This window comes from Kineococcus gypseus, assembly GCF_050871305.1.
GTDB lineage: Bacteria > Actinomycetota > Actinomycetes > Actinomycetales > Kineococcaceae > Kineococcus > Kineococcus gypseus.
The window spans coordinates 47,574-73,047 of sequence record NZ_JBJLRD010000005.1 but is presented as its reverse complement, the minus strand read 5'-3'; the positions used below and the strand labels follow the sequence as shown (position 1 = coordinate 73,047).

The following is a 25,474-nucleotide window of genomic DNA, read 5'->3' as shown; positions in this document are numbered from 1 at the left end:
GCGGCAGCGCCCTCAAGGCGCCCGGCGGGGTGCCGATGCACCCGGGGACGTCCCCGCGCAGGAGCGGGGCCCCCGCCCCAGGAGCCGCACCGTGACCGCACCCACCCCCGCCGGCGACCGCCGGCGCGGCCGCCCGCTCGCCGACCGTTCCGTCAGCACGAAGATCGCCGCGTCCGTGCTGGCCGCCTCGGCCGTCGCCGTGGGCGTGGGGGCCGTGGGGCTGTCCACCTCCGCCGCCCTCGAGGAGGACCTGCGCGCGGTGCAGTCCCAGCACGTGGAGGGCATGCGCGAGATCGCCACCGTGCGCGGGGGCATCGCGGCGATGTTCCGCGCCTGCATGCTGGCCGGGCAGGCGGGCACCGCCGGCGGGGTCGACGCCCTCGCCCTGGCCCACGCCGCCGACGCGCAGGTCGACGAGGCCCTGGACCGCTACGAGGTGCGCGCGAGCGGGGAGGCGGCGCGGGCCGTGGCCGACCTGCGCGCCGCGTACGGCGACCACGCCGCGCTGCGCGACGTCGTGACGTTCCAGCAGGCCCCGCCGGCCGGTTTCACCGTGCCCGCCCCCGACCAGCTCTTCCCGCGCTTCATCGCCGCCGAGGAGGGCTTCGGCGCGGCGATCGACGCGCTGGAGGAGGCCGACTCGCAGCAGGCGCGCGCCGCGGTCGCGCGGGCCGAGCAGGCGCAGCGCACCGCGCGCGCGGTCGTGCTCGGCGTGCTCGTCGTCGGCCTGGCGCTGGCGGGGGCGCTGGCCGCCTTCGTGGTGCGCACCGTGCGCGGGCAGCTGACCTCGGTGGGCACCGCGCTGGACGCGGTGGCCGCCGGGGACCTGACGGTCGCGGCGCAGGTGCGCTCGGGCGACGAGCTCGGCGCGATGGCCGACGCCGTCAACCGCGCCCGCGAGGGTGTGGCGGCCCTGGTGCGCCAGCTCGGCGAGTCCGCCGGCACCGTGCAGCGCAGCTCGCAGCGCCTCTCGCACGTGACCGCGCGCATCGCCGTCAGCGCCCAGGAGGCCGCCGCGCAGGCCGACGTCGTCGCCGCCTCGGCAGCGGGCGTCTCGGCCAGCGTGCAGACCGTGGCCGACGGCGCCTCGGAGATGGGCCTGTCGATCCGCGAGATCTCCCAGAACGCCGGCGACGCCGCCCGCGTGGCGCAGGAGGCCGTCGCGGTGGCCGCCGCCACCAACGAGACCGTCTCGAAGCTGGGCGAGTCCTCCGCCGAGATCGGCAACGTCGTGAAGGTCATCACCGCCATCGCCGAGCAGACGAACCTGCTGGCGCTGAACGCCACCATCGAGGCCGCGCGCGCCGGGGAGATGGGCAAGGGCTTCGCGGTGGTGGCCGGGGAGGTCAAGGAGCTGGCGCAGCAGACCGCGCAGGCCACCGAGGACATCTCCCGCCGGGTGACGACCATCCAGGCCGACACCGGCGGCGCCGTGCGGGCCATCGCGGACATCACCCGCATCGTCGGCACCATCAGCGACTACCAGGGCACCATCGCCTCGGCGGTGGAGGAGCAGACCGCGACCACCGCCACGATGAGCGGCAGCGTCGGCGAGGCCGCCGGTGCGGCCACCGGCATCGCCGGGGGCATCGGCGCGGTCGCCGGCGCCACGCGCACCACCACCGCCTCCCTCGCCGAGGGCGAGGCGACGGTGCGCGAGCTCGGCGAGACCTCCGAGCGCCTGCAGCAGCTGGTGGGCCGCTTCCGCGTCTGAGGCCCCCGCTCCCCGCGTGCGGGCGCCGCGCCCCGGCAGGAGACTGGCGGCGCCCGCCGCGCTGGGACGCCCGGCGGGTCCCCCGAGACGAGAGGGAAGCGCCGTGTACCTGCACGTCCAGAAGCTCATCCACGAGATCGCCGCCGACGAGCCGGACCCGGCCGCGGCCAACGCCCTGCAGGAGGGGCTCGGCGGTCAGTTCGGCGAGATGCGCACGATGATGCAGTACCTGTTCCAGTCGATGAACTTCCGCGGCGCGGCCGCCAAGCCCTACAAGGACCTCCTGCAGGGCATCGGCACGGAGGAGATCAGCCACGTCGAGCTGATCGGCACCACCATCGCCCGCCTGCTGGACGGTTCCCCGCGCTACCAGGGGAAGCAGACCGACCCGCTGGACACCCCCGGCGCCGGCGGCGCCACCCCGCTGAGCGTGGCGCTGGACCACGGCAACATCCACCACTACCTCGTGGGCGCGCAGGGCGCGCTGCCGGTGGACTCCGCCGGCAACCCGTGGAGCGGCAGCTACGTGTACAACTCCGGCAACCTCGTGCTGGACCTGCTGTACAACCTCATGCTCGAGTCCACCGGCCGGCTGCAGAAGTGCCGCATCTACGAGATGTCCAGCAACAAGACGCTGCGCTCGACGGTCAGCTACCTCATCGTGCGCGACCAGGCCCACGAGAACGGCTACGCCAAGGCGCTGGAGACGCTCGGGGTGGACTGGAAGAAGCTGCTGCCGATCCCGAAGACGAACGCGGAGAGGTTCCCCGAGGTCAAGCAGATGGTCGACCTGGGCTGGCAGTCCAAGCAGTACACGTTCGACCTCACCGGCGCCTCCGAGGCCGCGAAGGTCTACCGCGGCCTGTCGCCGTCGAAGGACGGCACCGAGCTCGACGCCAGCGAGCAGGCGCCCGAGGGCGCACCGCTGACCGTCGCCGAGGAGCGCTACGAGGAGTTCGCGCCGGGCCTGGACCCGGAGCTGATCGAGCTCATCCAGGCCACCGCCGACCTGGAGATGGCCGAGCCGCAGATGACGTACGGGCCGCTGGAGAGCTGACGGGCGTGCCCGGGGCACGGGGGTGGTGCCGCCGCGACGCGCGGCACCACCCCCCCGGCCCATCGAGGCGCCAGCGCCGCGCACCGATGGCACGGGGGTGAACCGTCCACGGCTGCGCCGCGCGGCCGTCCCGGCCGGCCTCGCCCTGCTGCACGTCCTCGCGGTGGTGCTCGGGCGGGCCACCGCCGCGCAGGGCGACGCCAGCGTCGTGTGGCCGGCCGCCGGGGTGGCGTTCGTCTGGCTGGCCCGGTCCTGGCGCCGGCCGCGCGAGAGGCGCCGCGACGCCGCGCTGCTGGTCCTGTCCGGCACGACCGCCCTGCTGCTGACCGGGCAGCCCGCCGGGGCCGCGGTGCTCTTCGGCCTGGCCGGCGCGCTCGAGGCGCTGACCGCCTGCTGGGTGCAGCGCCGCCTGCAGCCGCGCGGCGCGCGCCTGCGCCGCCCGGGCGACCTGTGGGTGCTGCTGCTCGCCCTGGCGTGCGGGTCGCTGGCCGGCGGTCTGCTGATCACCGGTGTGGCCGTGCTGGCCCTGGGGCTGGGCCCGCAGGGCGCGGTGCTGCTGGGCTGGGTGGTGCGCCACACCGCCGGCGCCCTGGCCGTGGCGGTGGTGTGGGTGCGCACCGCGGACCGGCGCGACCCCCCGGTGCCCGCGCAGGCCGGCCCCGTGGAGGTCGTCGCGGTCCTGGCCGGCTGCGGCGCCCTGCTCACCTGGCTGTTCGAGCAGCCCGGCAACAGCTCCCTGGCCTTCCTCATGGCGCCGCTCGCGGTGTGGGCGGGGCTGCGGATGTCCGCGCGCGCGGCGGTGGTGTGCGTCGTGCTCGGCGGCACGGCCGTCGTGCTGGCCACGGCCGCCGGCATCGGGGCCTTCCACGACCTGCCCGCCCAGCGCGCCGCGCTGGACGCGCAGCTGCTGGCGCTCGTGCTGCCCGTCGTCGTCGTGCCGCTGGTGCTGCACCGCGAGGAGCGCGCCCGCCTGGACGCCGAGGTGCGCGCCGTGCACCGCGAGGCCGCCACCGCCCTGGAGCACCGGGCCCGCCACGACGCCCTGACCGGCCTGCCCAACCGGGTCCTGCTGCACGAGCGCCTCGAGCGGGCCCTGGCCGACGGGCCCGCCGGGCTGCTGTTCTGCGACCTCGACGGCTTCAAGGAGGTCAACGACACCGCCGGGCACCGCGCCGGCGACGCGGTGCTGCAGCACGTCGCCGAGCGCTTCACCGCGAGCCTGCGCGGGCCCGCGACGCTGGCGCGCCTGGGCGGCGACGAGTTCGCCGTCCTGTGCCCGGGGGCCTCGACGGCCGGGGAGCTGCGCGCCGCGGCGGAGCTGCTGGTGGCCGCGCTGCGCGAGCCGGTCGCCACCGGCGCGGGGGTCTTCCGCGTCGGGGTCAGCGTGGGCGCGGCCCTGGCCGACCCGCAGGCGCCGCCGCCGGGCCCGGCGGAGCGGCTGCTCGCCGACGCCGACGCGGCGATGTACCGGGCCAAGCGCGCCGGCGGGCGGCGCGTGCACGTCCACGAGGGGCACGTCCACGAGGGGCACGTCCACGAGGGGCGCGCGCACGGGGCGTGCGAGGGGGGCTCCCCCGCGGGCGCGGCGCCGCGTCAGGCGGTGGCGCCGGGCCCCTCGTCGTCCGGGGGCACGCGGCAGTAGCGCTCCACGACCAGCCCGGCCGCCAGCAGCAGCCCGGAGGCGAGGAGGTCGGCCACGGCCACGAGGAACTGCTCCAGGCGCGCGCCGACGCCGAGCGTGGGCAGGTAGTGCACGGCGAACCCGGCCGCGGCCCCCGCGAACAGCGCGCCGGCGGCCGCGGCGGCCTTGGCCAGCACGGCGGTGCGCGCCGCGCGCAGGGCGTCGATGCGCCGGGCCTTCTCGCCGCGCACCCACTGCCGCACCGGCCAGCCCACCGCGAGCACCGCCACCGCCAGCAGGACGATCGTCAGGGTGCTGCGCCACAGCAGCTGCGGCTCGCTGCCCCCGCCCGCGGTCCACACCCGCAGCAGCGACCACACCAGGACCGCGGCGAGGAACCCGGCGGCCAGCAGCGCGCCGGGGCGGGTGGGCCTCACGGGAGGGGCCCACCGGGCGGGGCCAGGCGCGCCAGCAGCTCGCGCACCGGCCCGCCGTGCGGGCCGGGCAGCACCGCGGCCGGGTCCAGCGCCGCCCAGGGGGCCAGCACGAAGGCGCGCTCGTGCGCGCGCGGGTGCGGCAGCACCAGGTCCGGCTCGTCGAGGACGGTCCCGCCGTGCGCGACGACGTCCACGTCGATCGGGCGCGGCCCGCCGGGCACCTTCACGGAGCGGTCCAGCCCGCCGCGGCGCTCCACCTCCCGGCACAGGTGCAGCAGCGCGCGCGGCGACAGCCCTGTGCGGGCGAGCACCACGAGGTTGAGGAACTCCGGCTGGTCGAGCACCTCGCCCACCGGCGCGCTCGCCAGCGGCGCGGAGACGGCGTCGACGAGCAGGCCGTCGGCGGCGCGCAGGGCGGCCACCGCCGCGTGCAGGGCCGCGGCGCGGTCGCCGAGGTTCGAGCCCAGCGAGAGCACCACGGGCACCAGCGGCCCCGACGAGCCCGAGGACCCCGAGGCCCCCGGCGGCGGCGCGCTCACGCGCGCACCCGGCGCACGACGACCTCCACGTCCTCGAAGGGCACCGTCAGCGGGGCGCGGGGCTTGTGCACCACGACGTCGACGGCCAGCACCCGCCCCGAGCGGGCCAGGCACGCGGCGGCCACCCGCTCGGCGAGGGTCTCCAGCAGCGCGACCGGCTCACCGGTCAGCAGCGTCACCAGCTCCTCGGCCAGCGCGCCGTAGTCGACGGTGGCGGCCAGGTCGTCGCCGGCGGCGGCCTCGGCGGTGTCCAGGTGCAGGGCGACGTCCAGGCCGAAGGGCTGCCCGGTGCGGCGCTCGGACTCCAGCACGCCGTGCCGGCCGACCGCCCGCAGCCCGCGCAGCACGACGCGGTCCAGCACCCGCCCGTGCGGGCCCAGGACGGGGCCGGCGGCCTCCAGCGAGCTCACGCGCCCGCCGCCAGCGACCAGGCGCGGGCCACGCGCACGGCGGCGGCCGAGGCGGCGGCCTCGTGCACGCGCACCCCCCACGCGCCGGCGGCGGCGGCCAGCGCCGAGACGGCCGCGGTGGCGTCGTCGCGCGCCGCCGGCGGCGGGGCGGCGCCGTCCGGGCCGGCCAGCAGCGCGCCCAGGAAGCGCTTGCGGGAGGCGCCCACGAGCAGCGGGCGGCCCAGCGCGGCCAGCCGCGGCAGCGCCGCCAGCAGCGCCCAGTCGTGCCCGGCGGTCTTGGCGAAGCCCAGGCCCGGGTCCAGCACGACGCGCGCGGGCTCCAGGCCCTGTCCGGCCACGGCCCACAGGCGCTGCGCCAGGTGCGCCTCGACCTCGGCGACCACGTCGTCGTAGACGGCCAGGGACGTCATGACGTCGGAGTGCCCGCGCCAGTGCGAGAGCACGTAGCCGGCGCCGCTCGCGGCGACGGTGCGGGCCATGTCCGGGTCGGCCAGACCGCCGGAGACGTCGTTGACGAGCACCGCGCCCGCCTCCACCGCGGCGGCGGCCACCGGTGCGCGCATCGTGTCCACGCTGACGGCCACGCCGCGCGCGGCCAGCTCGCGCACCACGGGCAGCACGCGGGCCAGCTCCTCGGCGGCGTCCACGCGCGCGGCGCCGGGGCGGGTGGACTCCCCGCCCACGTCGACGACGTCGGCGCCGGCGGCCACCAGGGCCAGGCCGCGCGCGACGGCGTCGGCGGCGGCGAGGTGCCGGCCGCCGTCGGAGAAGGAGTCGGGGGTGGTGTTGACCACGCCCACCACGCGGCAGCGGCCCGGGGCCAGCAGCGCCGGCAGCGCGGCGGCGGGCGCGGCCGGCGCGCTCACCGGCGCCCCGCCACGATCAGGCTCATCGCCTCCGCGCGGGTGGCCGGGTGGCGCAGGCCGCCGCGCACCGCCGAGGTGATCGTCTTCGCGCCGGGCTTGCGCACGCCGCGGTAGGTCATGCACGAGTGCTCGCACTCGACGACGACGATGGCGCCGCGCGGGTGCAGCCGCTCCACCAGCGCGTCGGCGACCTGGGTGGTCAGCCGCTCCTGCAGCTGCGGGCGGCGGGCGTAGACGTCCACGAGGCGCGCCAGCTTGGACAGGCCCGTGACGCGGCCGTGCTCGCCGGGGATGTAACCGACGTGGGCGACGCCGTGGAAGGGCAGCAGGTGGTGCTCGCAGGTGGACTGGACCTCGATGTCGCGCACCAGCACCAGCTCGTCGTGCTCGAGGCCGAAGTCGGTGGTGAGCACTTCGGCCGGGTCCTGCCACAGCCCGGCGAACAGCTCCCCGGCCGCGCGCGCCACGCGGGCGGGCGTCTCGCGCAGGCCCTCGCGGTCGGGGTCCTCGCCGATGGCCAGGAGGAACTCGCGCACGGCCGCCGCCGCGCGCTCGGTGTCCACGCCCGGGTGGGGCGCGTCGTCCGGGTGCGCGGCGGCGCCGGCGGCGGTGGTGCCGCCGGTCACGGCTCCTCGTGGGTGCGGTTCAGCGGGACCTGCGCGCCGTGCCCGTTGAGCGCGGCGCGCTCGCGCGGGCCGGCCACCGGGGGCCGGTCGGAGACGTGGCGGCGCTCGCTGGAGAGCCACACCGGCCGCTGCGGGCGCTTGACGACCGGCGCGAAGATCTGCGCCAGCTCCGCCTGGTTCAGCGTCTCCTTCTCCAGCAGGGCGACGACGAGGTCGTCGAGGACCTGCCGGTGCTCCACGAGGATCTCCCACGCCTCGTCGTGGGCGGCCTCGATGAGGCGGCGCACCTCCTCGTCGACGACGCCGGCCACGCCCTCGGAGTAGTCGCGCTCGTGGCCCATGTCGCGGCCGAGGAAGACCTCGCCGCCGCCGGAACCGAGCTTGATGGCCCCCACGCGCTCGCTCATGCCGTACTGCGTGACCATCTTGCGGGCCATGCCGGTGGCCTTCTCGATGTCGTTGCTGGCGCCCGTGGTGGGGTCGTGGAAGACCAGCTCCTCGGCCACGCGCCCGCCCAGGGCGTACGCGAGCTGGTCGAGGATCTCGTTGCGGGAGGTGGAGTACTTGTCCTCCGTGGGCAGCACCATCGTGTAGCCCAGCGCCCGCCCGCGCGGCAGGATCGTCACCTTGGTCACCGGGTCGGTGTTCGGCAGGGCCGCCGCGACCAGGGCGTGGCCGCCCTCGTGGTACGCGGTGACCTTCAGCTCCTTCTCGTTCATCCGGCGGGTGCGCTTCTGCGGGCCGGCCATGACGCGGTCGATCGCCTCGTCGAGGGCGGCGTCGTCGATGACCTTCGCGTCGGCGCGCGCGGTCAGCAGCGCGGCCTCGTTGAGCACGTTGGCCAGGTCGGCGCCGGAGAAGCCCGGCGTGCGGCGCGCCACGGCCAGCAGGTCGACGTCCGGGGACATCGGCTTGCCCTTGGCGTGCACCTGCAGGATCTTGTGCCGGCCCTCCATGTCGGGGGCCTCCACCGCGATCTGCCGGTCGAAGCGGCCCGGGCGCAGCAGCGCCGGGTCGAGGATGTCGGGGCGGTTGGTGGCGGCGATGAGGATGACGTTGGCCTTGACGTCGAAGCCGTCCATCTCGACGAGCAGCTGGTTCAGGGTCTGCTCGCGCTCGTCGTGCCCGCCGCCCAGGCCGGCGCCGCGGTGGCGGCCGACGGCGTCGATCTCGTCGACGAAGATGATCGCCGGGGCGTTCTGCTTGGCCTGCTCGAAGAGGTCGCGCACCCGCGAGGCGCCCACGCCGACGAACATCTCCACGAAGTCCGAGCCGGAGATCGAGTAGAACGGCACCCCGGCCTCGCCGGCCACGGCGCGCGCCAGCAGCGTCTTGCCGGTGCCGGGCGGGCCGTACAGCAGCACGCCCTTGGGGATCTTCGCGCCCACGGCCTGGAACTTCGCGGGCTCGGAGAGGAACTCCTTGATCTCGTGCAGCTCCTCGACGGCCTCGTCCGCGCCGGCGACGTCGGCGAAGGTCGTCTTCGGGGTGTCCTTGGTCATCATCTTGGCCTTGGACTTGCCGAAGTTCATCACCCGGCTGCCGCCGCCCTGCATCTGGCTCATCAGCCACCAGAAGAGCAGCAGGAGCAGCAGGATCGGCCCGACGGTGAAGAGCAGGGACGACAGGACGCTGGTGGTGGGCACCTCGTCGGTGACGCTCTCGACGCCCGCGTCGTCCAGGGCGGCGAGGACCTCGTCGCCGCGCTGGGAGATGTAGTAGGAGCGGACGGTGCTCGCGCCGTCCTCGGTGACCCCGTCGCGCAGCTGGAGGTCGATGCGCTGGTTGCGGTCGGTGAGGGTGGCGCTCTCGACCTCACCGCTGCGGATGAGCTCCAGGGCGCGGGTGGTGGGGACCTCGGTGGTGCCGCTGGAGGCGAAGAAGGACGCGCCGATCGCCACGACCGCGACGGCCACCACGATCCACAGCCACGGGCCGCGGACTACACGCTTGAGGTTCGACATCGGTGGAGGGGTCGCCCCCTGTCCCTCCTGCTCGGTCCTGCCAGACGCTCGACGGTACACCGCAGCGCCGACGCGCTGTCCCGGCCGCCGTCCGCCCGGTTGTCAGGGGGACCAACGGGCGGCGGTGGACCGCTGTTCCGGTCGCCGCCCGCGGGTTCGCTGTGGGCTGAAGGGCGGCCAGCCGGCCGTCCCGACCCCCGCCCGCTCCTGCGCGGCCCCCGAGAGGCGCTGCCCGGGGCGGAACTCCCCGGCGGCGGTGACGGCGGTGGCGGCGCCGAGCCGCCGGGCCGCCGGGCCGCCGGGCCGCCGGGCCGCCGTGCCGTCCGCCTCGGCGCTCCCGCGGGAGGGGGCGGCGGGGCGGGTCACCCCCGCCACCGCAGGTGCCCCCCCACCGCGGCTGCGGGCGTCGTCCAGCCGGGAGCCACCACGGGCGCGGCACGGCGCAACGGCTCGTCCGACGACCGGTGCCACCGTGGTCCTCGACCAGCGGTGCCGGAGCGCCGGCGTCCCGGCGGCCCCGTCCGGCGGCGACGTCGCCACGTCCTCGGGAGCCGGCGTGCCCGTCCCTCAGCGGGTGCGCGCGAGCAGCACCCCCGCCGTGAGCACGAGCCGGCGGTCCCGCCGCGGCCCGGTCACCGGCGTCCTCGTCACCGGCACCGCCCACCCGGCCACCGGCACCGCGCCGGCCGCGCTGCCGGTGCTCGTGGGCGGGTTCGACGGGCCGATCCCGCCGATCGGGACGACGGTGTTCCTCTGCACCGGCTGGCTCCGCCGGCGCGACGTCCCGGGCGGGTGCGCCCACCCGACGTGGTTGCCGGTGGCCGGGACCCCGGCCCCAGCCACCGGCTGCTGCACGGCCGTCCGCTCCACCGGCCCGGCCTTCGACCTGCTCACCGCCCGACCCCGGAGGCAACACCCGTGGCGACCATCGACCTGAACTCCGACCTCGGGGAGAACACCCCTGAGCGCCCGGTCTCCGACGACGCGGCGATGCTGGGCGTGGTCAGCAGCGCAAACGTCTCCTGCGGCTTCCACGCCGGCAGCCCCGAGGGCATCCGCGAGACGCTGCTGGCCGCCTCCCGGGCGGGCGTGGCGATCGGCGCGCACCCCGGCTACCGCGACCACGAGAACTTCGGCCGCGAGCGCCTGGACCTGCCGGCCGCGACGCTGCAGGCCCACGTGGAGTACCAGCTCGGTGCGCTGTGGGCGCTGGCGCGCTCCGTCGGCGACGCCGTCGTCTACGTCAAGCCCCACGGCGCGCTCTACAACACCACGGCCGTGGACGCGGCGACCGCGGCGGTGGTGGTCGCGGCGGTCAGGGCCGTCGACCCCTCGCTGGTGCTGCTGGGCCTGGCTGGCGGGGTCGCCCTCGAGGTCGCCGACCGGGCCGGGCTCGCGACGGCGGCCGAGGCGTTCGCCGACCGCGCCTACACCCCGGCCGGGCACCTGGTCCCCCGCTCGCGGGCCGGGGCGGTGCTGCACGACGCCGACCTGGTGGCCCGGCGCGTGGTGCGGCTCGTGCAGGAGGGGGTGGTCGAGGCGGTCGACGGCTCGGACGTGCCGGTGCGGGCCGAGTCCGTGTGCGTGCACGGGGACAGCCCGGGGGCTGTGGGGATGGCCGCGGCGACCCGGGCCGCGCTGGTCGACGCCGGCGTGGGGATCGCCCCCTTCGTCGCGCGCACCCGCGCGGGAGCGCGCACCGGGCCGGCGTCGTGAGGTTCCTGCCCGCCGGCGACACCGCCGTGGTGGTCGAGGCCGCGGACCTGGACGAGGCGCGGCGGCTGTTCACCGCGCTGGTCGCCGCCGACCTGCCCGGGGTCCGCGAGGTCGTGCCCGCCGCCCGGACGGTGCTCGTGCTCTTCGACCCGCGCCGGACCACCGTCCGCGACCTCGTCGCGCGCCTGCGCCGCGTCGAACCGGCGGCCGAGGTGCGCGGCAGCGGGCAGGCCGTGACGGTCGAGGTCCGCTACGACGGGCAGGACCTCGACGAGGTCGCCGCGGCCCTGGGGTGCTCGGTCGAGGAGGTCGTCCGTCGGCACCAGGCGGCGACCTGGACGGTCGCGTTCACCGGGTACGCCCCGGGGTTCGGCTACCTGGTCACCGACGACGAGGTGTTCGACGTCCCGCGCCGGCCCTCCCCGCGCACGCGGATCCCCGCCGGGTCGGTGGGGCTGGCCGGGGAGTTCTCCGGCGTCTACCCGCGCGAGAGCCCCGGCGGCTGGCAGCTGATCGGGCGCACCGACGCCCGGGTGTGGGACCTCGACCGGGACCCGCCGGCGCTGCTCGCCCCGGGCACGACCGTGCGGTTCCAGCGGGTCGAGCGCGAGGTGGTCCCCGTGCGCGACGCCCCCCCGGCACCGCGCGGGTCGGCGCGCGCCGTCGAGGTCGTCTCCCCCGGGGTGCAGCTGCTGCTGCAGGACCCGGGACGCCCCGGGCACCTGGCCGAGGGGGTGCCCGCCTCGGGGGTGGCCGACCGCGCCGCGCTGCGCACCGCCAACCGCGCCGTCGGCAACGCCGAGGGCACCGCCGCCCTGGAGCTCGCCGGGGGCGGGGCGGTCCTGAGGTTCCGCGGGGCGGGCGTGCTCGCCCTGGCCGGCGCGGACCCCGACGCGCGCATCCGCGCCGCCGACGGCACCCGCCTGCCCGTCCCCCTCGAGCGACCGGTCGCCGTCGAGGACGGTGACGAGCTGCGGCTGGGCACCCCGCGCGCCGGCCTGCGCACGGTCCTGGCGGTCCGCGGGGGGTTCGACGCGCCCGCCGCGCTGGGCTCGCTGGCGACCGACACGCTCTCCGGGGTGGGGCCGCACCCGCTGACCGCCGGCGACCGGCTGGCGCTGCACGGCCCCGCGGCCGCCCCGCACGCCGTCCACCCGGGACCGCACCCCCGGGCGGAACCGCCGCGCAGCGGTCGGACGGTGCAGCTCGAGGTCGTCCTGGGCCCGCGCACCGACTGGTTCACGCCGGCGGCGCTGGAGACGCTGACCTCCCAGGAGTGGGAGGTCACGGCCCGCTCGGACCGGGTGGGCACGCGGCTGGCGGGCGCCGTGCCGCTGGAGCGCGCCCGCGGGGGCGAACTGCCCAGCGAGGGCGCGGTGACCGGGGCGATCCAGGTCCCGCCGGACGGCCAGCCCGTGCTGTTCGGCCCGGACCACCCGCTGACCGGCGGCTACCCCGTGATCGGGGCCGTCGTCGACGCCCACCTGGACCTCGTGGGGCAGCTGCCCCCCGGCGCCCGCGTCCGCTTCCGCCCGCGCGCCCCGTTCGCCGACCTGTGAGGAGCACCGTGGAGACCGTCCTGATCGCCAACCGCGGCGAGATCGCCGTGCGGGTGGTCCGCGCCGCGGCCGAGGTGGGCCTGCGCTCGGTCGCCGTCTACGCCGACCAGGACGCGGGCGCCCTGCACGTCCGGCTCGCCGACGCGGCCGTGGCGCTGCCCGGCGACTCCGCCGCGCAGACGTACCTGGACGTCGACGCCCTGCTGGCGGCCGCACGGGCCTCGGGCGCCGACGCGGTCCACCCCGGGTACGGGTTCCTGTCCGAGGACGCCGCCTTCGCCCGGGCCGTCGAGGACGCGGGGCTCACCTGGATCGGCCCGACCCCGGAGACCATCGAGGCCCTGGGCGACAAGGTGACGGCGCGCGCCATCGCCCGCGCCGCCGGTGCCCCCCTGGCCCCGGGGACGACGTCCCCGCTGGCCGACGCCGCGGAGGCCGAGGCGTTCGCCGACGAGTTCGGCCTGCCCGTCGTGGTCAAGGCGGTGCACGGCGGGGGTGGCCGCGGGATGCGGGTGGCGCGCACGCGCGAGGAGGTCGCCGGCGCCTTCGAGGCCGCGACCCGGGAGGCCGTGGCCGCGTTCGGGCGCGGCGAGTGCTTCGTCGAGAGGTTCCTGGAGCGGCCCCGGCACCTGGAGGTGCAGCTCCTCGGCGACGGCCGCGGCGGGGTGACGGTCGTGGGCGACCGCGACTGCTCGCTGCAGCGCCGCAACCAGAAGCTCGTCGAGGAGGCGCCCGCGCCCGGTCTGAGCCGGGAGCAGCGCCGCGCGATCCACGCCGCGGCGCACGACGTCTGCGCCGCGGTGCGCTACCGCGGCGCCGGCACGGTGGAGTTCCTGCTGGGCGCGGACGGGACGCTGTCGTTCTGCGAGGTGAACACCCGGCTGCAGGTCGAGCACCCCGTCACCGAGCTCGTCACCGGCGTCGACCTGGTGCGCGAGCAGTTCCGCATCGCGGCCGGCGAGGGACCGTCGTTCACGCGGACCCCCGAGGTACGCGGCCACGCGTTCGAGTTCCGCATCAGCGCCGAGGACCCCGGTCGCGGCTTCCTGCCCAGCCCCGGGCGGGTCTCGAGGTTGCGCGTGCCCTCCGGCCCGGGGGTCCGGTGGGACGGCGGGGTCGAGGCCGGTGACGACGTCCCGGCCGCCTTCGACTCCCTCGCCGGCAAGCTGCTCGTCCACGCCGCGGACCGCGACGCCGCGCTGGCCCGCGCCCGCCGCGCGCTGGCCGAGTTCGAGGTCGAGGGCGTCGCCACGGTGCTGCCGTTCGCGCGGGCCGTCGTGGACGAACCCGACTTCTCGACGGCGGGTTTCGCGGTCGGCACCCAGTGGATCGAGTCCGAGCTGATGCCGCGGCTGGAACCCCAGCTGCGCCCCGCCCCCGACCCGGCGCCCGCGCTGCGGCGCTTCCCCGTCGAGATCGACGGGCGGATGACCACCATCGGGCTGCCCGCGACGCTCCTGGCCGCGCTGGGGTCCGCCGGTCCCGCCGCCGGGACCGAGCGGGCACAGGACGAGCGGGACGAGCCGGACGAGCGCGCGCTGACCGCCCCGGCCCCCGGGACGCTGACCACCTGGCTGGTCGAGGACGGGGCGGAGGTGTCGCCGGGTCAGGACGTGGCGGTCGTGGAGGCGATGAAGATGCAGTCGCGGGTGGCGGCGCACCGCGCGGGGACGCTGCGGCGGGTCGCTGCGGAAGGCGACACGCTCGGCCTCGACGGGGTGCTCGCGCGCATCGGGTGAGGGTCGCAGTCGGCTCCGGGTCCGCCGATCGGTGTCGTTCGTGCAGAGGGCGTCGATCGGCGAGCGCGGGGGTCGGTCGCAGGAGGCTTCGACCACCTCGGCGGACACGGACTCCGGGCACTGGCCGCCGTCTGCGCCAGCCACCAGCAGGGCGTCACCACGCGAGTGGTCGAGCACCACGGGCACCCCGCACCGCTCCAGGAGGTCGGTGGCTCGTTCATCGATTCATGCGTGCTGCAGCAACCTCGACGAGCGTCCGCGCGCGGCGAACCGCGGCCGTGCAGTTGGCTTGCGAGACGTTGCTGAGGCCGTAGTGCCCTGCGTCCTCGAGATCCAGCACCTCGCGCAGCCCTCTGGTGAGCCCCGCATCGCCAGTGGTCTCCTGCAGGAGGGCGATGGCCTGACGGTGGTCCTGGCCGCTGGACCGCACTCCCGCCACGAAGCAGCAGACGGCATCGGCTGCTGCGACGGCGGCGAGCACGGCGTTACCCGTGGCGACAGCAGCCGCCTCCTCCAGTTCTTCGGCCTGCACCAGCTCGGCCGCCTCCAGGTGCATCCGCGCCTGCCGCAGCCGGGTCCGGGCGTCAGCCGGGGTGCAGGTGCCGGTTCGCGGTCCCGGGCGACTCACGCCGTCGCTCCAGCGGCGAGCAGCGCGCGCAGCGGCGGCCCGACGAGCACCCGAGCGTCCTGGCGCAATCCTCTGATCAATGGCTGGTCCTCGTGAACAGCCGTCACCAGCTGGGAGAGCGTGACCTGGACGAACTGCACCGCGTTGCCCGTCAGCACTTCCACAGCCTGCCCTGTCGCGTGCACCTGCTCGCCCCACGCGCCGTCGACGTCGACGGCGTCCCTCCGCACGAGCAGCAGGTCGAGGTCGCTGTCAGGACCGGCCTCACCGCGCGCCCACGACCCGAAGACGACCACGGCCTGCGCCGGCGGGTCCCAGCCGGCCAGCCGTTCCAGCAGGAGCGCCTCGACGGCCGCCGTCGAGCCCACCGCCGCCAGGACGGCATCGGCGAGCACGTGCTGCCGGTCGAGCGCCTACAGGACGGCCGACCCGACGTCCTGCGCGGTCACCAGGCCGTGCTCGACGAGCCGGTGCAGGCAGGCACGCGTCCGGGCGTAGGAGCGACCGCCGAGGTTGGCGACCGTGGCGCCGCTCAGCGGACGGTGCGTCCGGGCGAGGACCTGGAGGACGTCGGCGTCCACCGTCGGCGCGATCGTGCGCAGCGGGTTCGACGGGTCCACCAGCTGAGTATCGTTATACCGATAGTGCTATCGCAACAGCGATGCATGAGCCAGCTGACGGCTCACCTCAGCGCCACCCCAGCGCCGCAGCGATCTCGTCCGTGCTGACACCCAGCAGCCCGCTGGCCGCCGCCGCGCTGTCCGGCCCCGTGAGGACCTGGACCGAGCGGGTCTGCGGGGTGATGACCCAGACCTCACCGGCCGCCCGCTCGAAGTAGAACGGGACCTTGGCCCACGTCTCGTCGCCCGGGGACTCGAACTCCACCACGACCTCGACCGACGGGACGTAGAGGGTCGCTTCCTCCAAGGGGGTCGACGTCCAGCCCATGTCGGGCACCCGGTAGTCCCGGTCGCCGGTCCCGAGATTGAACTCCCCCATCGGGGACAGACCGCGCTCGGCGGCCCGCCCGGCCAGTGCGATGCCGAGGCGGTACGCCAGCCGTCCGTGGCTGCTGTGCGCGTGCGGTACCACGTGGTAGACCCCGTCCCAGACCTCGTCCCGGCCGTCCTGACCCAGCCGGCGCCGCTCCGCGAGCCAGTCGTCCAGGGCGTTCCCGTGCGCGACGACCGTCCGAGGTGCGGACCGCTCGACGGTGGTGCCCACCGCTGCCTCCTCCGACGCTGTGGAGCCTGTGACCAGGATGCCACGGACGGCGGGGACGACCTCAGCTGTAGACGTGCGGCGCCAGCGTCGCCACGCAGTCGAGGTTGCGGTACTTGTCGGCGAAGTCCAGCCCGTAGCCGACGACGAACTCGTTGGGGATGTCGAAGCCGACGTAGGCCACGTCCACCTCGACCTTGGCGGCCTCGGGCTTGCGCAGCAGCGCGCACACGCGCACCGACGCCGGCCCGCGCGAGCCGAGGTTGGCCAGCAACCACGACAGCGTCAGGCCCGAGTCGATGATGTCCTCCACCACGAGCACGTGGCGCCCGGAGATGTCGGCGTCGAGGTCCTTGAGGATGCGCACCACGCCGGAGCTCTTGGTGCCCGAGCCGTACGAGCTCACGGCCATGAAGTCCATCGACAGCGGGATGCTCATGGCGCGCGAGAGGTCGGCCATGACCATGACGGCACCCTTGAGCACGCCCACGAGCAGGACGTCCTTCTCGCGGTAGTCCTCGTCCAGCTGCGCGGCCAGCTCGGCCACCCTCGTGGCCACCTGCTCCCTGCTGAGCAGGACGTGGGCGAGGTCGGTGCCGGCGGTGGCGGCGTCCACGGGGGCCTCCGTGCTGGGGGTGCGGGTGGGGGCGCCTCAGGCGCGGGTCTGCCGCGCCGCGGGCGTGAGCACGAGCCTGCCACACGCGCGGTGGCCCCTCGCACCCCCGGGCAGGTGCACCGGGCCCTGCCCGCGCCAGCGCAGCACCAGCGCCTCCAGCGCGTCGACGTGCGCGGCCGACAGCGCGCCGGCCGGGCTGCCGGCGGCCAGGGCAGCGCGGCGCAGCCAGCGACGGCGCAGCGCGGCGGGCGCGGCGAGCAGCTCGGGCAGCGGGGCGGCGCCGGCGCGGAAGGGGTCGCGCTGCGCGGCCAGCTCGTCGAGGGCGTCGGCGTCCTCGCGCAGCGCCCGCGCCGAGCGGGCCAGCGCCGCGGCCACGCCCGGGCCCAGCGCCGCCTCCAGCGCCGGCAGCGCCTCGTGGCGCACCCGCGCGCGCGCCAGGCGGCGGTCGGCGTTGGCCGGGTCCTCCCACGGCCGCAGGCCCTGCGCCGCGCACGCGGCGCGCACGGTGGCCCGCGGCAGGCCCAGCAGCGGGCGGCGGAAGGGCCCGCGCACCGCCGGCATCCCGGCCAGGCTGCGCGTGCCGGACCCGCGCGCCAGGCCCAGCAGGACGGTCTCGGCCTGGTCGTCCAGGGTGTGCCCGAGCAGCACCGCCACCGCCCCCGAGGCGTCGGCGGCCGCGCGCAGGGCGGCGTAGCGCGCCTCGCGCGCGGCGGCCTCGGGACCGCCCGAGCGGCCGACGTCCACCCGGCTGGTCAGCACCGGGTCCAGGCCCAGCCCGGCGCAGGCGGTGGCCGCGGCGCGCGCCACGGCCGCCGAGCCGGGGTGCAGGCCGTGGTCGACGCCCACCGCCCCGGCGCGCAGGCCCGCGCGCGGCGCCTCGAACGCCAGCGCCGCCGCCAGCGCCAGGGAGTCCGCCCCGCCGCTGCACGCGGCCAGCACCAGGGCGCCGGGCGCGGCGCCGGCCGAGCGCAGCGCGCGCAGGTCGGCGCGCACGGCCACCCGCACCGCCGCCACCGGCGCCGGCGGGCCGCCCACGCGCGCGCCTCAGCCGTGCACCCGGCGCACCCACGCGCCGGGGTCGGCGACCTCCTCCGGCGTCGGCAGCGCCGCCGGCTCGCGCCAGACCGCGTTGAAGCCCTCCCAGCCGACGTCGCCGAGCACGCCGCGCACGAAGCGCGCGCCGTCGGCGTACTGGCGGGTCTTGGCGTCCAGGCCCAGCAGGCGGCGGGTGAGCACGTCCAGCGCGCCGCGGCCGCGGCGGCGCTCGGTGAAGCGCGCGCGGATCGTGGCCACGGTGGGCACCACCTGCGGTCCGACGTCGTCCATGACGACGTCGGCGTGCCCCTCCAGCAGCGACATCACCGCCACCACGCGCCGCACCCGCTCGCGCTGGGCCGGGCTCTGCAGCAGGTCGGCCAGGCCCGCGCCGGCGCCCTCGCCGCCGCGCAGCAGCTCCGGCAGCCCGCGCAGCGCACCGGCCAGCCGCTCGCCGAGGTCGCGCGGGTTGGAGAGCAGGTCCTCCGACAGCGCGCGCGCCTCGCCGGCCAGCCAGCGGCGCAGCCACGGGGTGGCGCCGAACTGCAGCCGGTGCGCCTCCTCGTGCAGGCACACCCAGCGGCGGAAGTCGCCGGGGTCCACGCCCAGGTCGCGCTCGACCTGCACCACGTTGGGCGCCACGAGCAGCAGCCGGCCCGGCTCGCCGGCGTCCACGCCGGAGAAGACGTCGAACTGCCCCAGCACGCGCGAGGACAGGAACGCCAGCAGCGCGCCGGTCTCCCCGCCGGTGGTGCGCCGGCCCAGCGCGGTGGTGGCGCGGTCGGCGCGCCCGCCGGCGCGCGCGCCGCGCCGGCCCGGCTCGGGCAGCGGCACGGGCACCGGCGCCAGCAGCGCCCGGAACGCCTCGACGTTGGCGCGCGCCCACGAGGCGCGGTCCACCACCAGGGCCGGCGCCGCGGCGCCGGTGGAGGGGTCCTGCTGCAGGCGCGCGGTGGCGGCCACCGGCGCGGCGGCCGCGGCGGCGGCCTCGCGCAGCTCGCCGACGACCTCGGCGGCCTCCGCGCGCCCGACGGCGGGGCCGGGCGGGGCCAGGCGGGCGGCCACGCGCGCGGCCAGGTCGAAGTCCACGTACGCGCCGACGGTGCGCGCCGTCTCCGGCGCGGCGTCCGCTGCAGGGCTCATGCGCGCACGCTACGCGGCGGCGGCGCCGCGCCGGGGCCCTGGGGCGCGACCGGTCCCGGGCGCGCAGCGCTCCTCAGGAGCAGCCGCAGCCGGCGAGCGCGACGGCGAAGAGGTCCTCGGCGCGGCGCGCGCCCCAGGTGGCGCCGGCGGGCACGGCGTCGGAGAGCACCGCGAACGCCAGCAGCCGCCCGTCGGCGTCGCGCACGTACCCGGCCAGGGAGCTCACGCCGGTCAGGGTGCCGGTCTTGGCGCGCACCACGCCGGCGCCGGCGGCCGCGGCCCCGCCGTAGCGGTCGACCAGCGTGCCGGTGGCCGCGGCCACCGGCAGCCCGCTGAGCAGCGCCGACAGCTCGGGGCGCTGCCCGGAGGCGGCCAGCACGAGCAGGTCGGTGAGCACCCGCGCCGGCAGGCGCGCCGAGCGGCCCAGGCCGCTGCTGCCCTGCAGGCGCACGCCGGCGACGTCCACGCCCAGGGCGGCCACGGCGGCGGTGACGGCGGCGCCGGCCTCCTCGGCGCTGCCCGGGCGCCCCGCCGCCAGCGCCACGCGCCGGCCCAGCACCTCCGAGAGGGTGTTGTCGCTGGCGGTGAGCAGCAGCTCGACCTGCTCGGCGGTGGTGGCCGACTCCACCCGGGCCAGCTCGCGCGCGCCGGGCGCGGCGGTGGCGCGCGCCACGGCGCCGGCCGGGCCCGGCGGGGCGGGCAGGCCCCGCTCGGCCAGCAGCGCGGCGAAGGCCTGCGCGGCCCCCAGGGCCGGGTCGGCGGCGCGCGGCGCCTCCCGCCCGGGCACCAGCCGGCCCTCGTCCACGGCTAGCGGCGCGATCGGGGCGACGAAGCCGGCGGCGACGTCGCCGGCGCCCCAGCCCTCCTGCACGGCCGGGCCGCTGAAGGCGGAGTCGTCCAGGCGCACCGCGGCGCTGGTGCGCCCGGCCGCGCGCAGGGCCGCGGCGGTGGCGTCGGCCAGGTCCGCCAGCCCGGCGTGCCCGGCCACGGCCGCGGGGTCCCCCGCGCCGGCGGCCAGCAGCACGTCGCCGCCGCCGACGAGGACGACCTCGCCGGCGCCGGCGCCCTCGACGACGCGGGTGGCCGCGCGCGAGCCGGGGCCCAGCGCGCTCAGGGCGGCCGCCGCCGTGAGCAGCTTGGTCACCGAGGCGGGGGTGCGCGGGCCGTCGGGGTCGCGCGCCAGCAGCACCGCGCCGGTGGCGGCGTCCACGACGAGGGCGGACGGGGCCGGGCCGAGGGCGGGGTCGGCCAGCGCGGGGGCGACCCGCCGCTCCAGCGCCGCCGGGTCGGGCACGGGCGCGGCGGCGTCCGCGGCCGGCAGCACCGGCGCGGCCGGCGCGGTGGGGGCGACGGCGGCCGGGGCCGTGGGCAGCGCCGGCGCGGTCGGCGCGGGGGTGGTGGTCAGCGGCCCGGGCACGGCGCCGGCGACGTCCAGCCCGGCGTAGCCGCCGGCCAGCACCAGCGCGGTCAGGGCCGCCGCAGCGCCCGCCAGCGGAGCCCGCACCCGTGCCACCCGTCCTCCTCGCCGCCGCGCTCGCACCCGTCCCCGCCGGGCACCGCCGGGCACCGCCCGCGCGTCCCGTCAGGACCGCGCCGCCCGCGGTGTCCGGGGTGCGGCCGCGACTGCGCGACACTAGCGCGCACCGCCGGGCGCCGGACGTGGCGACCGGCCGACGAGGACGGGGTCGCGCGACCCCGCGGGAGGAGCAGCGTGACCAGCACGCCGATCGAGTTCGACGCGACCATCGAGATCCCCAAGGGGCAGCGCAACAAGTACGAGGTCGACCACGAGAGCGGGCGCATCCGCCTGGACCGCATGCTGTTCACCTCGACGCGCTACCCGCACGACTACGGGTTCATCGAGGGCACGCTCGGCGAGGACGGCGACCCGCTGGACGTCCTGGTGCTCCTGGAGGAGCCCACGTTCCCCGGCTGCCTCATCACCTGCCGGGCCATCGGCATGTTCCACATGCGCGACGAGGCCGGCGGCGACGACAAGGTCCTCGCCGTCGTCGCGGGCGACCCGCGGTGGGAGAAGGTCCAGGACCTGACGGACGTCAGCGAGTTCGACCGCCTGGAGATCCAGCACTTCTTCGAGACCTACAAGGACCTCGAGCCCGGCAAGTCGGTGGAGGGGGCGAACTGGTCCGGGCGCGCGGAGGCGGAGGCGGAGATCGCCGCGTCCTACGAGCGCGCGAAGGGCACCTCCTACGCCAAGGGCGCCGGTCACTGAGGCGGCTCCCCCGGGCGGGCGCACCCGCCCGGGGGACCCCGGCAGCGAGGGGAGGGGGGCGCCGGTGAGCGGGCTCATGCGGATCGGCGAGGTGGTCGAGCGCGTCGGCTACAGCTTCCGCACCATCCGGTACTACGAGGAGGTCGGGCTCGTCACCCCCTCCGGGCGCACGCCGGGCGGCTTCCGGCTGTACACCGAGGTGGACGTGCAGCGCCTGGTGGTGCTCAAGCGCATGAAGCCGCTGGGCTTCTCCCTGGACGAGATGCGCCGGCTGCTGGGGGTGCTGGACGCCCTCGACGGCCGGGTCGCCTCCGAGACCCCGCGCGAGGAGCTCCTCGACCGGCTCGACGCCTTCCGGGCCGACGCCGACACCCGCGTGCAGGAGCTGCGCGGGAAGCTCGCCGTGGCCGAGGAGTTCGCGCAGCGGCTGCGCGACGAGGCCGCCGACCGCTCCGGGGACCGCTCGCGCGAGCGCGCGCAGGACGCCCCCGCCGCCGGGGCGCCGCCGGGCGCCGCCGCGCCCTGAGCGCGGCGGGCCGGCGGGCCGGCGGGCCCGCGGGCTCAGCCGGCGAAGGGCAGCGCCGGCAGGCCGCGCACGCCGGGCACGTGGCGGAAGAGGCTGCCGGCGGCGGGGTCGTCGTCGTCGGCGAGGTTCTCGCGCGAGGTGGTGATGAACAGCTCGTCGAGGTCCGCGCCGCCGAAGGTGCAGGCGGTGACCTGGCGCGCGCCGACCTCCACGACGGCGTCGAGGGTGCCGTCGGGCGCGTAGCGGCGCACCGAGGAGCCGCCGAAGAACGCCGTCCACACCCCGCCCTCGGCGTCCACGCACAGCCCGTCGGGGTTGAGGGGCCCGCTCCCGCCCTCGTGGCGCGCGAAGGGCCGGCGGTTCGTCAGCCCGCGCTCGCGGTCGTAGTCGAAGACGTCGGTGCGCCCGGTGGGGGTGTCGTTGTAGTAGGCCAGGGTGCCGTCGGGGCTGAAGCCGAGGCCGTTGGAGATGGTCGCCCCGGTCAGCACGGTGGACACCGAGCCGTCGGGGTCCAGCCGGAAGACCGAGCCGCGCCCGTCGCCGGCGCCGCCGGACTGCTCGTAGGCCATGGACCCGGCGTAGAAGCGCCCGTCGGGGTCGCAACCGCCCTCGTTCATGCGCAGGCCGTCCTGCGCGCCCCACAGCTCCGGCAGCGGCGTCAGGGAGCCGTCGGCGTCCTCGAGGACGAAGCCGCGCTCGACGGCCACGACCGCGCCACCGCCGGCGCGCGGGCGCACGATCGCGGCGACGTCGCCGTAGTGCCGGCGCGAGAGCTCCCCCGAGGGGGCGAGGGTGAGCACGTCGCCGGCGATCATGTCGACGAAGCGCAGACCGCCCCACGAGGGCGACCAGCACGGTCCCTCGCCGTGGTAGACGATCCGGTCGGTGATGCGTTCCGCGGCAGCCACGCCCCGCACCCTAGGGGGCCGCGGGCCCGGGCGCTGCGGCGGGCGCGGACGCGGCGCGGGTGCGCGACGCGCCGGGCGCGGGAGGTGCGCACCCGCGCGCGCCGCGAGAGCGTGTGAGGACCACCACACCCACCCCGGCCGAGGAGGACCCCGTGAGCGCAGGTGCTCAGCCCGGTGCGCGCAGGCGCGACCGCACCCACTTCCTGTACGTCGCCGTCATCGTCGCGGTGGTCCTCGGCATCGCCGTGGGGTTCCTCGCCCCCGACGTGGGCGTGGCGCTGAACCCGCTGGGCGAGGGCTTCGTGGACCTGGTGCGCATGATGATCTCCCCGATCATCTTCTGCACGATCGTGCTGGGGGTGGGCTCGGTGCGCAGGGCCGCCCAGGTGGGGCGGGTCGGCGGCACCGCCCTCCTGTACTTCCTCGTGATGAGCGCGTTCGCGCTGGTCATCGGCCTGGTGGTGGGCAACCTGCTGCCGGCCACCGAGCTGCGCCTGACCGAGGAGCTGCGCGGCGTGGGCGCCGAGCGCGCCGCCGAGGCCGAGGAGGGCGGCGGCACGGTGGACTTCCTGCTGGGCATCGTCCCGACCAGCCTGTTCTCCGCGCTGACCGACGGCTCGGTGCTCGAGACGCTGTTCGTGGCGCTGCTGGTGGGCTTCGCCATCCAGGGCCTCGGCGAGCGCGGGGAGTCCGCGCTGCGCGGGGTGGAGGTGATCCAGCGGATCGTCTTCAAGGTGCTGGCGATGGTGATGTGGGTGGCGCCGATCGGTGCGTTCGGCGCCATCGCGGCCGTCGTGGGCGCCACCGGCGTCGACGCCCTGAAGGCGCTGGCCACCGTGATGCTCGGCTTCTACGTCACCTGCGCGCTGTTCGTGCTCGTCGTGCTGGGGCTGCTGCTGCGCGTGGTGGCGAAGGTCTCGATCTTCTCCCTGCTGCGCTACGTGGCCCGCGAGCTGCTGCTCATCGTGTCCACCTCGAGCTCGGAGACCGCGCTGCCGCGCCTGATCGCGAAGATGGAGCACCTGGGCGTCTCGCGCCCCACCGTCGGGATCGTCGTGCCCACCGGGTACTCCTTCAACCTCGACGGCACCGCGATCTACCTGACGATGGCCTCGCTGTTCATCGCCACCTCGCTGGGGCAGCCGCTCTCGATCGGCGAGCAGGTCTCGCTGCTGGTGTTCATGGTCATCGCCTCCAAGGGCGCGGCCGGGGTCTCCGGCGCGGGCCTGGCCACGCTGGCCGGCGGGCTCGCCTCGCACCGCCCCGCGCTGCTGGACGGCGTCGGGCTGATCGTCGGCATCGACCGGTTCATGTCCGAGGCGCGCGCGGTGACGAACTTCATCGGCAACGCGGTGGGCACCGTCGTCATCGGCACCTGGACCGGGCAGGTCGACCGCGAGCGGGCGAGCCGGGTGCTGGCCGGGCAGCTGCCCTTCGACGAGCGGTCGATGGACCCCTCGCACGGCGCGCAGCCGCAGGTCCTCGAACCCGACGCCGTCGCGGACGGCACGGCCGGCGACCCGGTACCGCGCACCCGCTGAACCCCTCGCCCGCCGATCAGCGGGACGACGGTGCCGGTCACCAGCGGCGGGGAGGAGCGCAGCACCTCGTCGCGGCACCTCGTCGCGGCACCGCTCGTCAGCGCGTCCCCAGCGCGAGGACCTCCTCGACGAGGGGGGCGATCTGCGCGGACTCCACCAGGAAGCCGTCGTGGCCGGCGCTGGAGGTGACCAGGCGCAGGCCGCCGACGGCCGCCGGGCTGGCGGCGGTGCGCGCGGCGTCGGCCACCGGGTACAGCCGGTCGGAGTCGACGGCGGCCACGACCATCGGCACGGTGATCGCCGCGAGCGCGGCGTCGGTGCCGCCGCGGCCCAGGCCCACGTCCCAGGTGTTCAGCGCGTCGGTGAGCGCGACGTAGCTGCCGGCGTCGAAGCGGCGCACCAGCTTGGCGGCGTGGTGGTCCAGGTAGGACTGCACGGCGTAGCGGCCCGGCGCCACCGGGGCCAGGGGGTCCTCGCCGGGCTGCGGCATCCGGCCGAAGCGCGCCTCCAGCTCGGCGCCGGTGCGGTAGGTCAGGTGCGCCAGCCGGCGCGCCAGGCCCAGGCCGGTGTGCGGGCCCTGCCCGGCGGGCTGGTCGTGGTAGTCGCCGCCGTGCCAGCCCGGGTCGGCGACGATCGCGCTGATCTGCGCACTCTGCGCGCCGATGTGGTCGGCGGTGGAAGCCGGGCAGGTGGCCAGCACGAGGGCGGCGCCCACGCGGCCGGGCTGGGCGGCGGCCCACTCCAGCGAGCGCATCCCGCCCATGGACCCGCCCAGCACGGCGGCGAAGCGCTCGACGCCGAGGTGGTCGGCCAGGCGCACCTCGGCGGCGACCTGGTCGGCCACGGTGATGCGCGGGAACGCCGAGCCCCACGGCAGCGCGGTGCCCGGGCGCGCCGAGGCCGGGCCGGTGCTGCCCTGGCAGCCGCCGAGGACGTTGGCGGCCACGACGAACCAGCGGTCGGTGTCCAGGGCGCGGCCGGGGCCGACGAGCTCGCCCCACCAGCCGGGGGTGGGGTGGCCCTCGCCGGCCTCGCCGACGACGTGGGAGTCGCCGGTCAGGGCGTGCTCGACGAGCACGGCGTTGGAGCCGTCCGGGGCGGGGGTGCCCCACGTCTCGTAGGCCAGGCGCACGCGCGGCAGCACCCCGCCCAGCTGCAGGGGCAGGTCGCCGACGTCGGCGAAGCGGCGGTGGCCGACGGGGTCGCCCTCGCGCCAGGCGCCCGTCGCCGGCGGCGGTGCCGCCGCGCGCGCCGACGGCAGGGCCGCCGCCACGGCGCGCGCCGACCGCGCCGCCTCCCGGGTGCTCACCACGTCGACCGCCACGTCCCGCTCCTCATCCCGTCCGGTCCCGCCCCGTGCCGCGTCACCCCGTGC

The 25,474-nt window shown here is 77.3% G+C and carries 26 protein-coding genes; 9 read left to right on the top strand and 17 right to left on the bottom strand.

The genetic code is table 11. From position 1 onward, the window contains the following. Positions 1-91 precede the first annotated feature (91 nt). The 3 genes from ACRYMN_RS02880 to ACRYMN_RS02870 all read left to right on the top strand — a co-directional run bounded on the left by ACRYMN_RS02880 (position 92) and on the right by ACRYMN_RS02870 (position 4,413). Positions 92-1,714 (top strand): methyl-accepting chemotaxis protein, encoded by a 1,623-nt coding sequence (locus ACRYMN_RS02880; RefSeq protein ID WP_432491775.1) that lies wholly within the window; start codon positions 92-94, stop codon positions 1,712-1,714. Between the two features lie 103 nt (positions 1,715-1,817). Next, positions 1,818-2,771: a manganese catalase family protein gene (locus ACRYMN_RS02875; RefSeq protein ID WP_432491773.1), complete on the top strand. Its 954-nt coding sequence runs from the start codon at positions 1,818-1,820 to the stop codon at positions 2,769-2,771. Positions 2,772-2,868: 97 nt separating this feature from the next. Beyond that, positions 2,869-4,413, top strand: a complete 1,545-nt coding sequence (locus tag ACRYMN_RS02870) for a diguanylate cyclase domain-containing protein (RefSeq protein WP_432491771.1) — start codon at positions 2,869-2,871, stop codon at positions 4,411-4,413. Here the strand turns inward: ACRYMN_RS02870 and ACRYMN_RS02865 are convergent. From ACRYMN_RS02865 to ACRYMN_RS02835, 7 genes are all read right to left on the bottom strand, one after another. After that, a complete protein-coding gene (locus ACRYMN_RS02865; protein ID WP_432491769.1) occupies positions 4,365-4,829 on the bottom strand; it encodes a DUF3180 family protein in 465 nt (154 codons plus the stop codon). The genes ACRYMN_RS02870 and ACRYMN_RS02865 overlap by 49 nt on opposite strands. Beyond that, positions 4,826-5,368, bottom strand: a complete 543-nt coding sequence (folK, locus tag ACRYMN_RS02860) for a 2-amino-4-hydroxy-6-hydroxymethyldihydropteridine diphosphokinase (RefSeq protein ID WP_432491767.1) — start codon at positions 5,366-5,368, stop codon at positions 4,826-4,828. Before folK ends, ACRYMN_RS02865 begins: the two co-directional genes overlap by 4 nt. Continuing rightward, positions 5,365-5,727 (bottom strand): dihydroneopterin aldolase, encoded by a 363-nt coding sequence (gene folB / locus ACRYMN_RS02855; protein WP_432491879.1) that lies wholly within the window; start codon positions 5,725-5,727, stop codon positions 5,365-5,367. Before folB ends, folK begins: the two co-directional genes overlap by 4 nt. A gap of 47 nt (positions 5,728-5,774) precedes the next feature. Then, on the bottom strand, positions 5,775-6,644 hold the full coding sequence (folP, locus tag ACRYMN_RS02850; RefSeq protein ID WP_432491765.1) for a dihydropteroate synthase: 870 nt from the start codon (positions 6,642-6,644) through the stop codon (positions 5,775-5,777). Beyond that, positions 6,641-7,207, bottom strand: a complete 567-nt coding sequence (gene folE, locus ACRYMN_RS02845; protein WP_432491877.1) for a GTP cyclohydrolase I FolE — start codon at positions 7,205-7,207, stop codon at positions 6,641-6,643. The genes folP and folE overlap by 4 nt, the downstream gene beginning before the upstream one ends. Before the next feature lie 59 nt (positions 7,208-7,266). Then, a complete protein-coding gene (gene ftsH, locus ACRYMN_RS02840; RefSeq protein ID WP_432491763.1) occupies positions 7,267-9,234 on the bottom strand; it encodes an ATP-dependent zinc metalloprotease FtsH in 1,968 nt (655 codons plus the stop codon). Positions 9,235-9,801: 567 nt separating this feature from the next. Further along, positions 9,802-10,128, bottom strand: coding sequence for a hypothetical protein (locus ACRYMN_RS02835; RefSeq protein WP_432491761.1), 327 nt, complete (start codon positions 10,126-10,128; stop codon positions 9,802-9,804). A 24-nt stretch (positions 10,129-10,152) separates the two neighbouring features. Between ACRYMN_RS02835 and ACRYMN_RS02830 the strand changes: the two genes are divergently transcribed. Genes ACRYMN_RS02830 through ACRYMN_RS02820 form a run of 3 tightly spaced genes read left to right on the top strand, consistent with a single transcriptional unit; the run spans position 10,153 to position 14,248 of the window. Then, entirely contained in the window at positions 10,153-10,950 is a 798-nt protein-coding gene (locus ACRYMN_RS02830) for a LamB/YcsF family protein (RefSeq protein ID WP_432491759.1), read from the top strand. Beyond that, the gene (locus ACRYMN_RS02825; RefSeq protein ID WP_432491757.1) at positions 10,947-12,509 is read left to right on the top strand and encodes a 5-oxoprolinase subunit B/C family protein; all 1,563 of its coding nucleotides are present in this window, start codon (positions 10,947-10,949) and stop codon (positions 12,507-12,509) included. Before ACRYMN_RS02830 ends, ACRYMN_RS02825 begins: the two co-directional genes overlap by 4 nt. Before the next feature lie 8 nt (positions 12,510-12,517). Next, positions 12,518-14,248: an acetyl/propionyl/methylcrotonyl-CoA carboxylase subunit alpha gene (locus ACRYMN_RS02820; protein ID WP_432491755.1), complete on the top strand. Its 1,731-nt coding sequence runs from the start codon at positions 12,518-12,520 to the stop codon at positions 14,246-14,248. 217 nt (positions 14,249-14,465) lie between these two features. Here the strand turns inward: ACRYMN_RS02820 and ACRYMN_RS02815 are convergent, their stop codons facing one another. The 8 genes from ACRYMN_RS02815 to dacB all read right to left on the bottom strand — a co-directional run bounded on the left by ACRYMN_RS02815 (position 14,466) and on the right by dacB (position 20,404). Next, complete coding sequence (locus ACRYMN_RS02815) at positions 14,466-14,804, bottom strand: hypothetical protein (protein ID WP_432491753.1); 339 nt, start codon at positions 14,802-14,804, stop codon at positions 14,466-14,468. 68 nt (positions 14,805-14,872) lie between these two features. Continuing rightward, entirely contained in the window at positions 14,873-15,271 is a 399-nt protein-coding gene (locus ACRYMN_RS02810; RefSeq protein WP_432491751.1) for a nucleotidyltransferase domain-containing protein, read from the bottom strand. A gap of 18 nt (positions 15,272-15,289) precedes the next feature. Next, complete coding sequence (locus ACRYMN_RS02805; protein WP_432491749.1) at positions 15,290-15,496, bottom strand: helix-turn-helix domain-containing protein; 207 nt, start codon at positions 15,494-15,496, stop codon at positions 15,290-15,292. Positions 15,497-15,563: 67 nt separating this feature from the next. Beyond that, positions 15,564-16,100: a Uma2 family endonuclease gene (locus ACRYMN_RS02800; protein ID WP_432491747.1), complete on the bottom strand. Its 537-nt coding sequence runs from the start codon at positions 16,098-16,100 to the stop codon at positions 15,564-15,566. A gap of 61 nt (positions 16,101-16,161) precedes the next feature. After that, positions 16,162-16,713, bottom strand: coding sequence for a hypoxanthine phosphoribosyltransferase (gene hpt, locus ACRYMN_RS02795; RefSeq protein ID WP_432491745.1), 552 nt, complete (start codon positions 16,711-16,713; stop codon positions 16,162-16,164). 36 nt (positions 16,714-16,749) lie between these two features. Next, a complete protein-coding gene (gene tilS / locus ACRYMN_RS02790; RefSeq protein WP_432491743.1) occupies positions 16,750-17,748 on the bottom strand; it encodes a tRNA lysidine(34) synthetase TilS in 999 nt (332 codons plus the stop codon). 9 nt (positions 17,749-17,757) lie between these two features. Next, positions 17,758-18,891 carry a zinc-dependent metalloprotease gene (locus ACRYMN_RS02785; protein WP_432491741.1) on the bottom strand — a complete coding sequence of 378 codons (1,134 nt, stop codon included), beginning with the start codon at positions 18,889-18,891 and terminating at the stop codon, positions 17,758-17,760. A gap of 73 nt (positions 18,892-18,964) precedes the next feature. Continuing rightward, positions 18,965-20,404: a D-alanyl-D-alanine carboxypeptidase/D-alanyl-D-alanine endopeptidase gene (dacB, locus tag ACRYMN_RS02780; RefSeq protein ID WP_432491739.1), complete on the bottom strand. Its 1,440-nt coding sequence runs from the start codon at positions 20,402-20,404 to the stop codon at positions 18,965-18,967. Positions 20,405-20,617: 213 nt separating this feature from the next. On the opposite strand from dacB, the gene ACRYMN_RS02775 reads away from it, so the two are divergent. Together ACRYMN_RS02775 and ACRYMN_RS02770 are read left to right on the top strand one after the other, a co-directional pair. Further along, positions 20,618-21,124: an inorganic diphosphatase gene (locus ACRYMN_RS02775; RefSeq protein ID WP_432491875.1), complete on the top strand. Its 507-nt coding sequence runs from the start codon at positions 20,618-20,620 to the stop codon at positions 21,122-21,124. Between the two features lie 64 nt (positions 21,125-21,188). Continuing rightward, positions 21,189-21,650, top strand: coding sequence for a MerR family transcriptional regulator (locus ACRYMN_RS02770; protein ID WP_432491737.1), 462 nt, complete (start codon positions 21,189-21,191; stop codon positions 21,648-21,650). Between the two features lie 35 nt (positions 21,651-21,685). On the opposite strand, the gene ACRYMN_RS02765 is transcribed toward ACRYMN_RS02770, so the two are convergent. Next, entirely contained in the window at positions 21,686-22,558 is an 873-nt protein-coding gene (locus tag ACRYMN_RS02765) for an SMP-30/gluconolactonase/LRE family protein (protein ID WP_432491735.1), read from the bottom strand. 152 nt (positions 22,559-22,710) lie between these two features. Between ACRYMN_RS02765 and ACRYMN_RS02760 the strand changes: the two genes are divergently transcribed. Continuing rightward, the gene (locus ACRYMN_RS02760) at positions 22,711-24,099 is read left to right on the top strand and encodes a cation:dicarboxylate symporter family transporter (RefSeq protein WP_432491733.1); all 1,389 of its coding nucleotides are present in this window, start codon (positions 22,711-22,713) and stop codon (positions 24,097-24,099) included. A gap of 97 nt (positions 24,100-24,196) precedes the next feature. Here ACRYMN_RS02760 and metX read toward each other — a convergent pair whose 3' ends face one another. Next, entirely contained in the window at positions 24,197-25,360 is a 1,164-nt protein-coding gene (gene metX, locus ACRYMN_RS02755) for a homoserine O-acetyltransferase MetX (protein ID WP_432491873.1), read from the bottom strand. Positions 25,361-25,474 lie beyond the last annotated feature (114 nt).

Bases quoted from the DNA above. Each gene is read 5' to 3' on its own strand.
- ftsH (WP_432491763.1), bottom strand. From the start codon at position 9,234: ATGTCGAACCTCAAGCGTGTAGTCCGCGGCCCGTGGCTGTGGATCGTG.
- ACRYMN_RS02815 (WP_432491753.1), bottom strand. From the start codon at position 14,804: ATGCACCTGGAGGCGGCCGAGCTGGTGCAGGCCGAAGAACTGGAGGAG.
- ACRYMN_RS02785 (WP_432491741.1), bottom strand. From the start codon at position 18,891: ATGAGCCCTGCAGCGGACGCCGCGCCGGAGACGGCGCGCACCGTCGGC.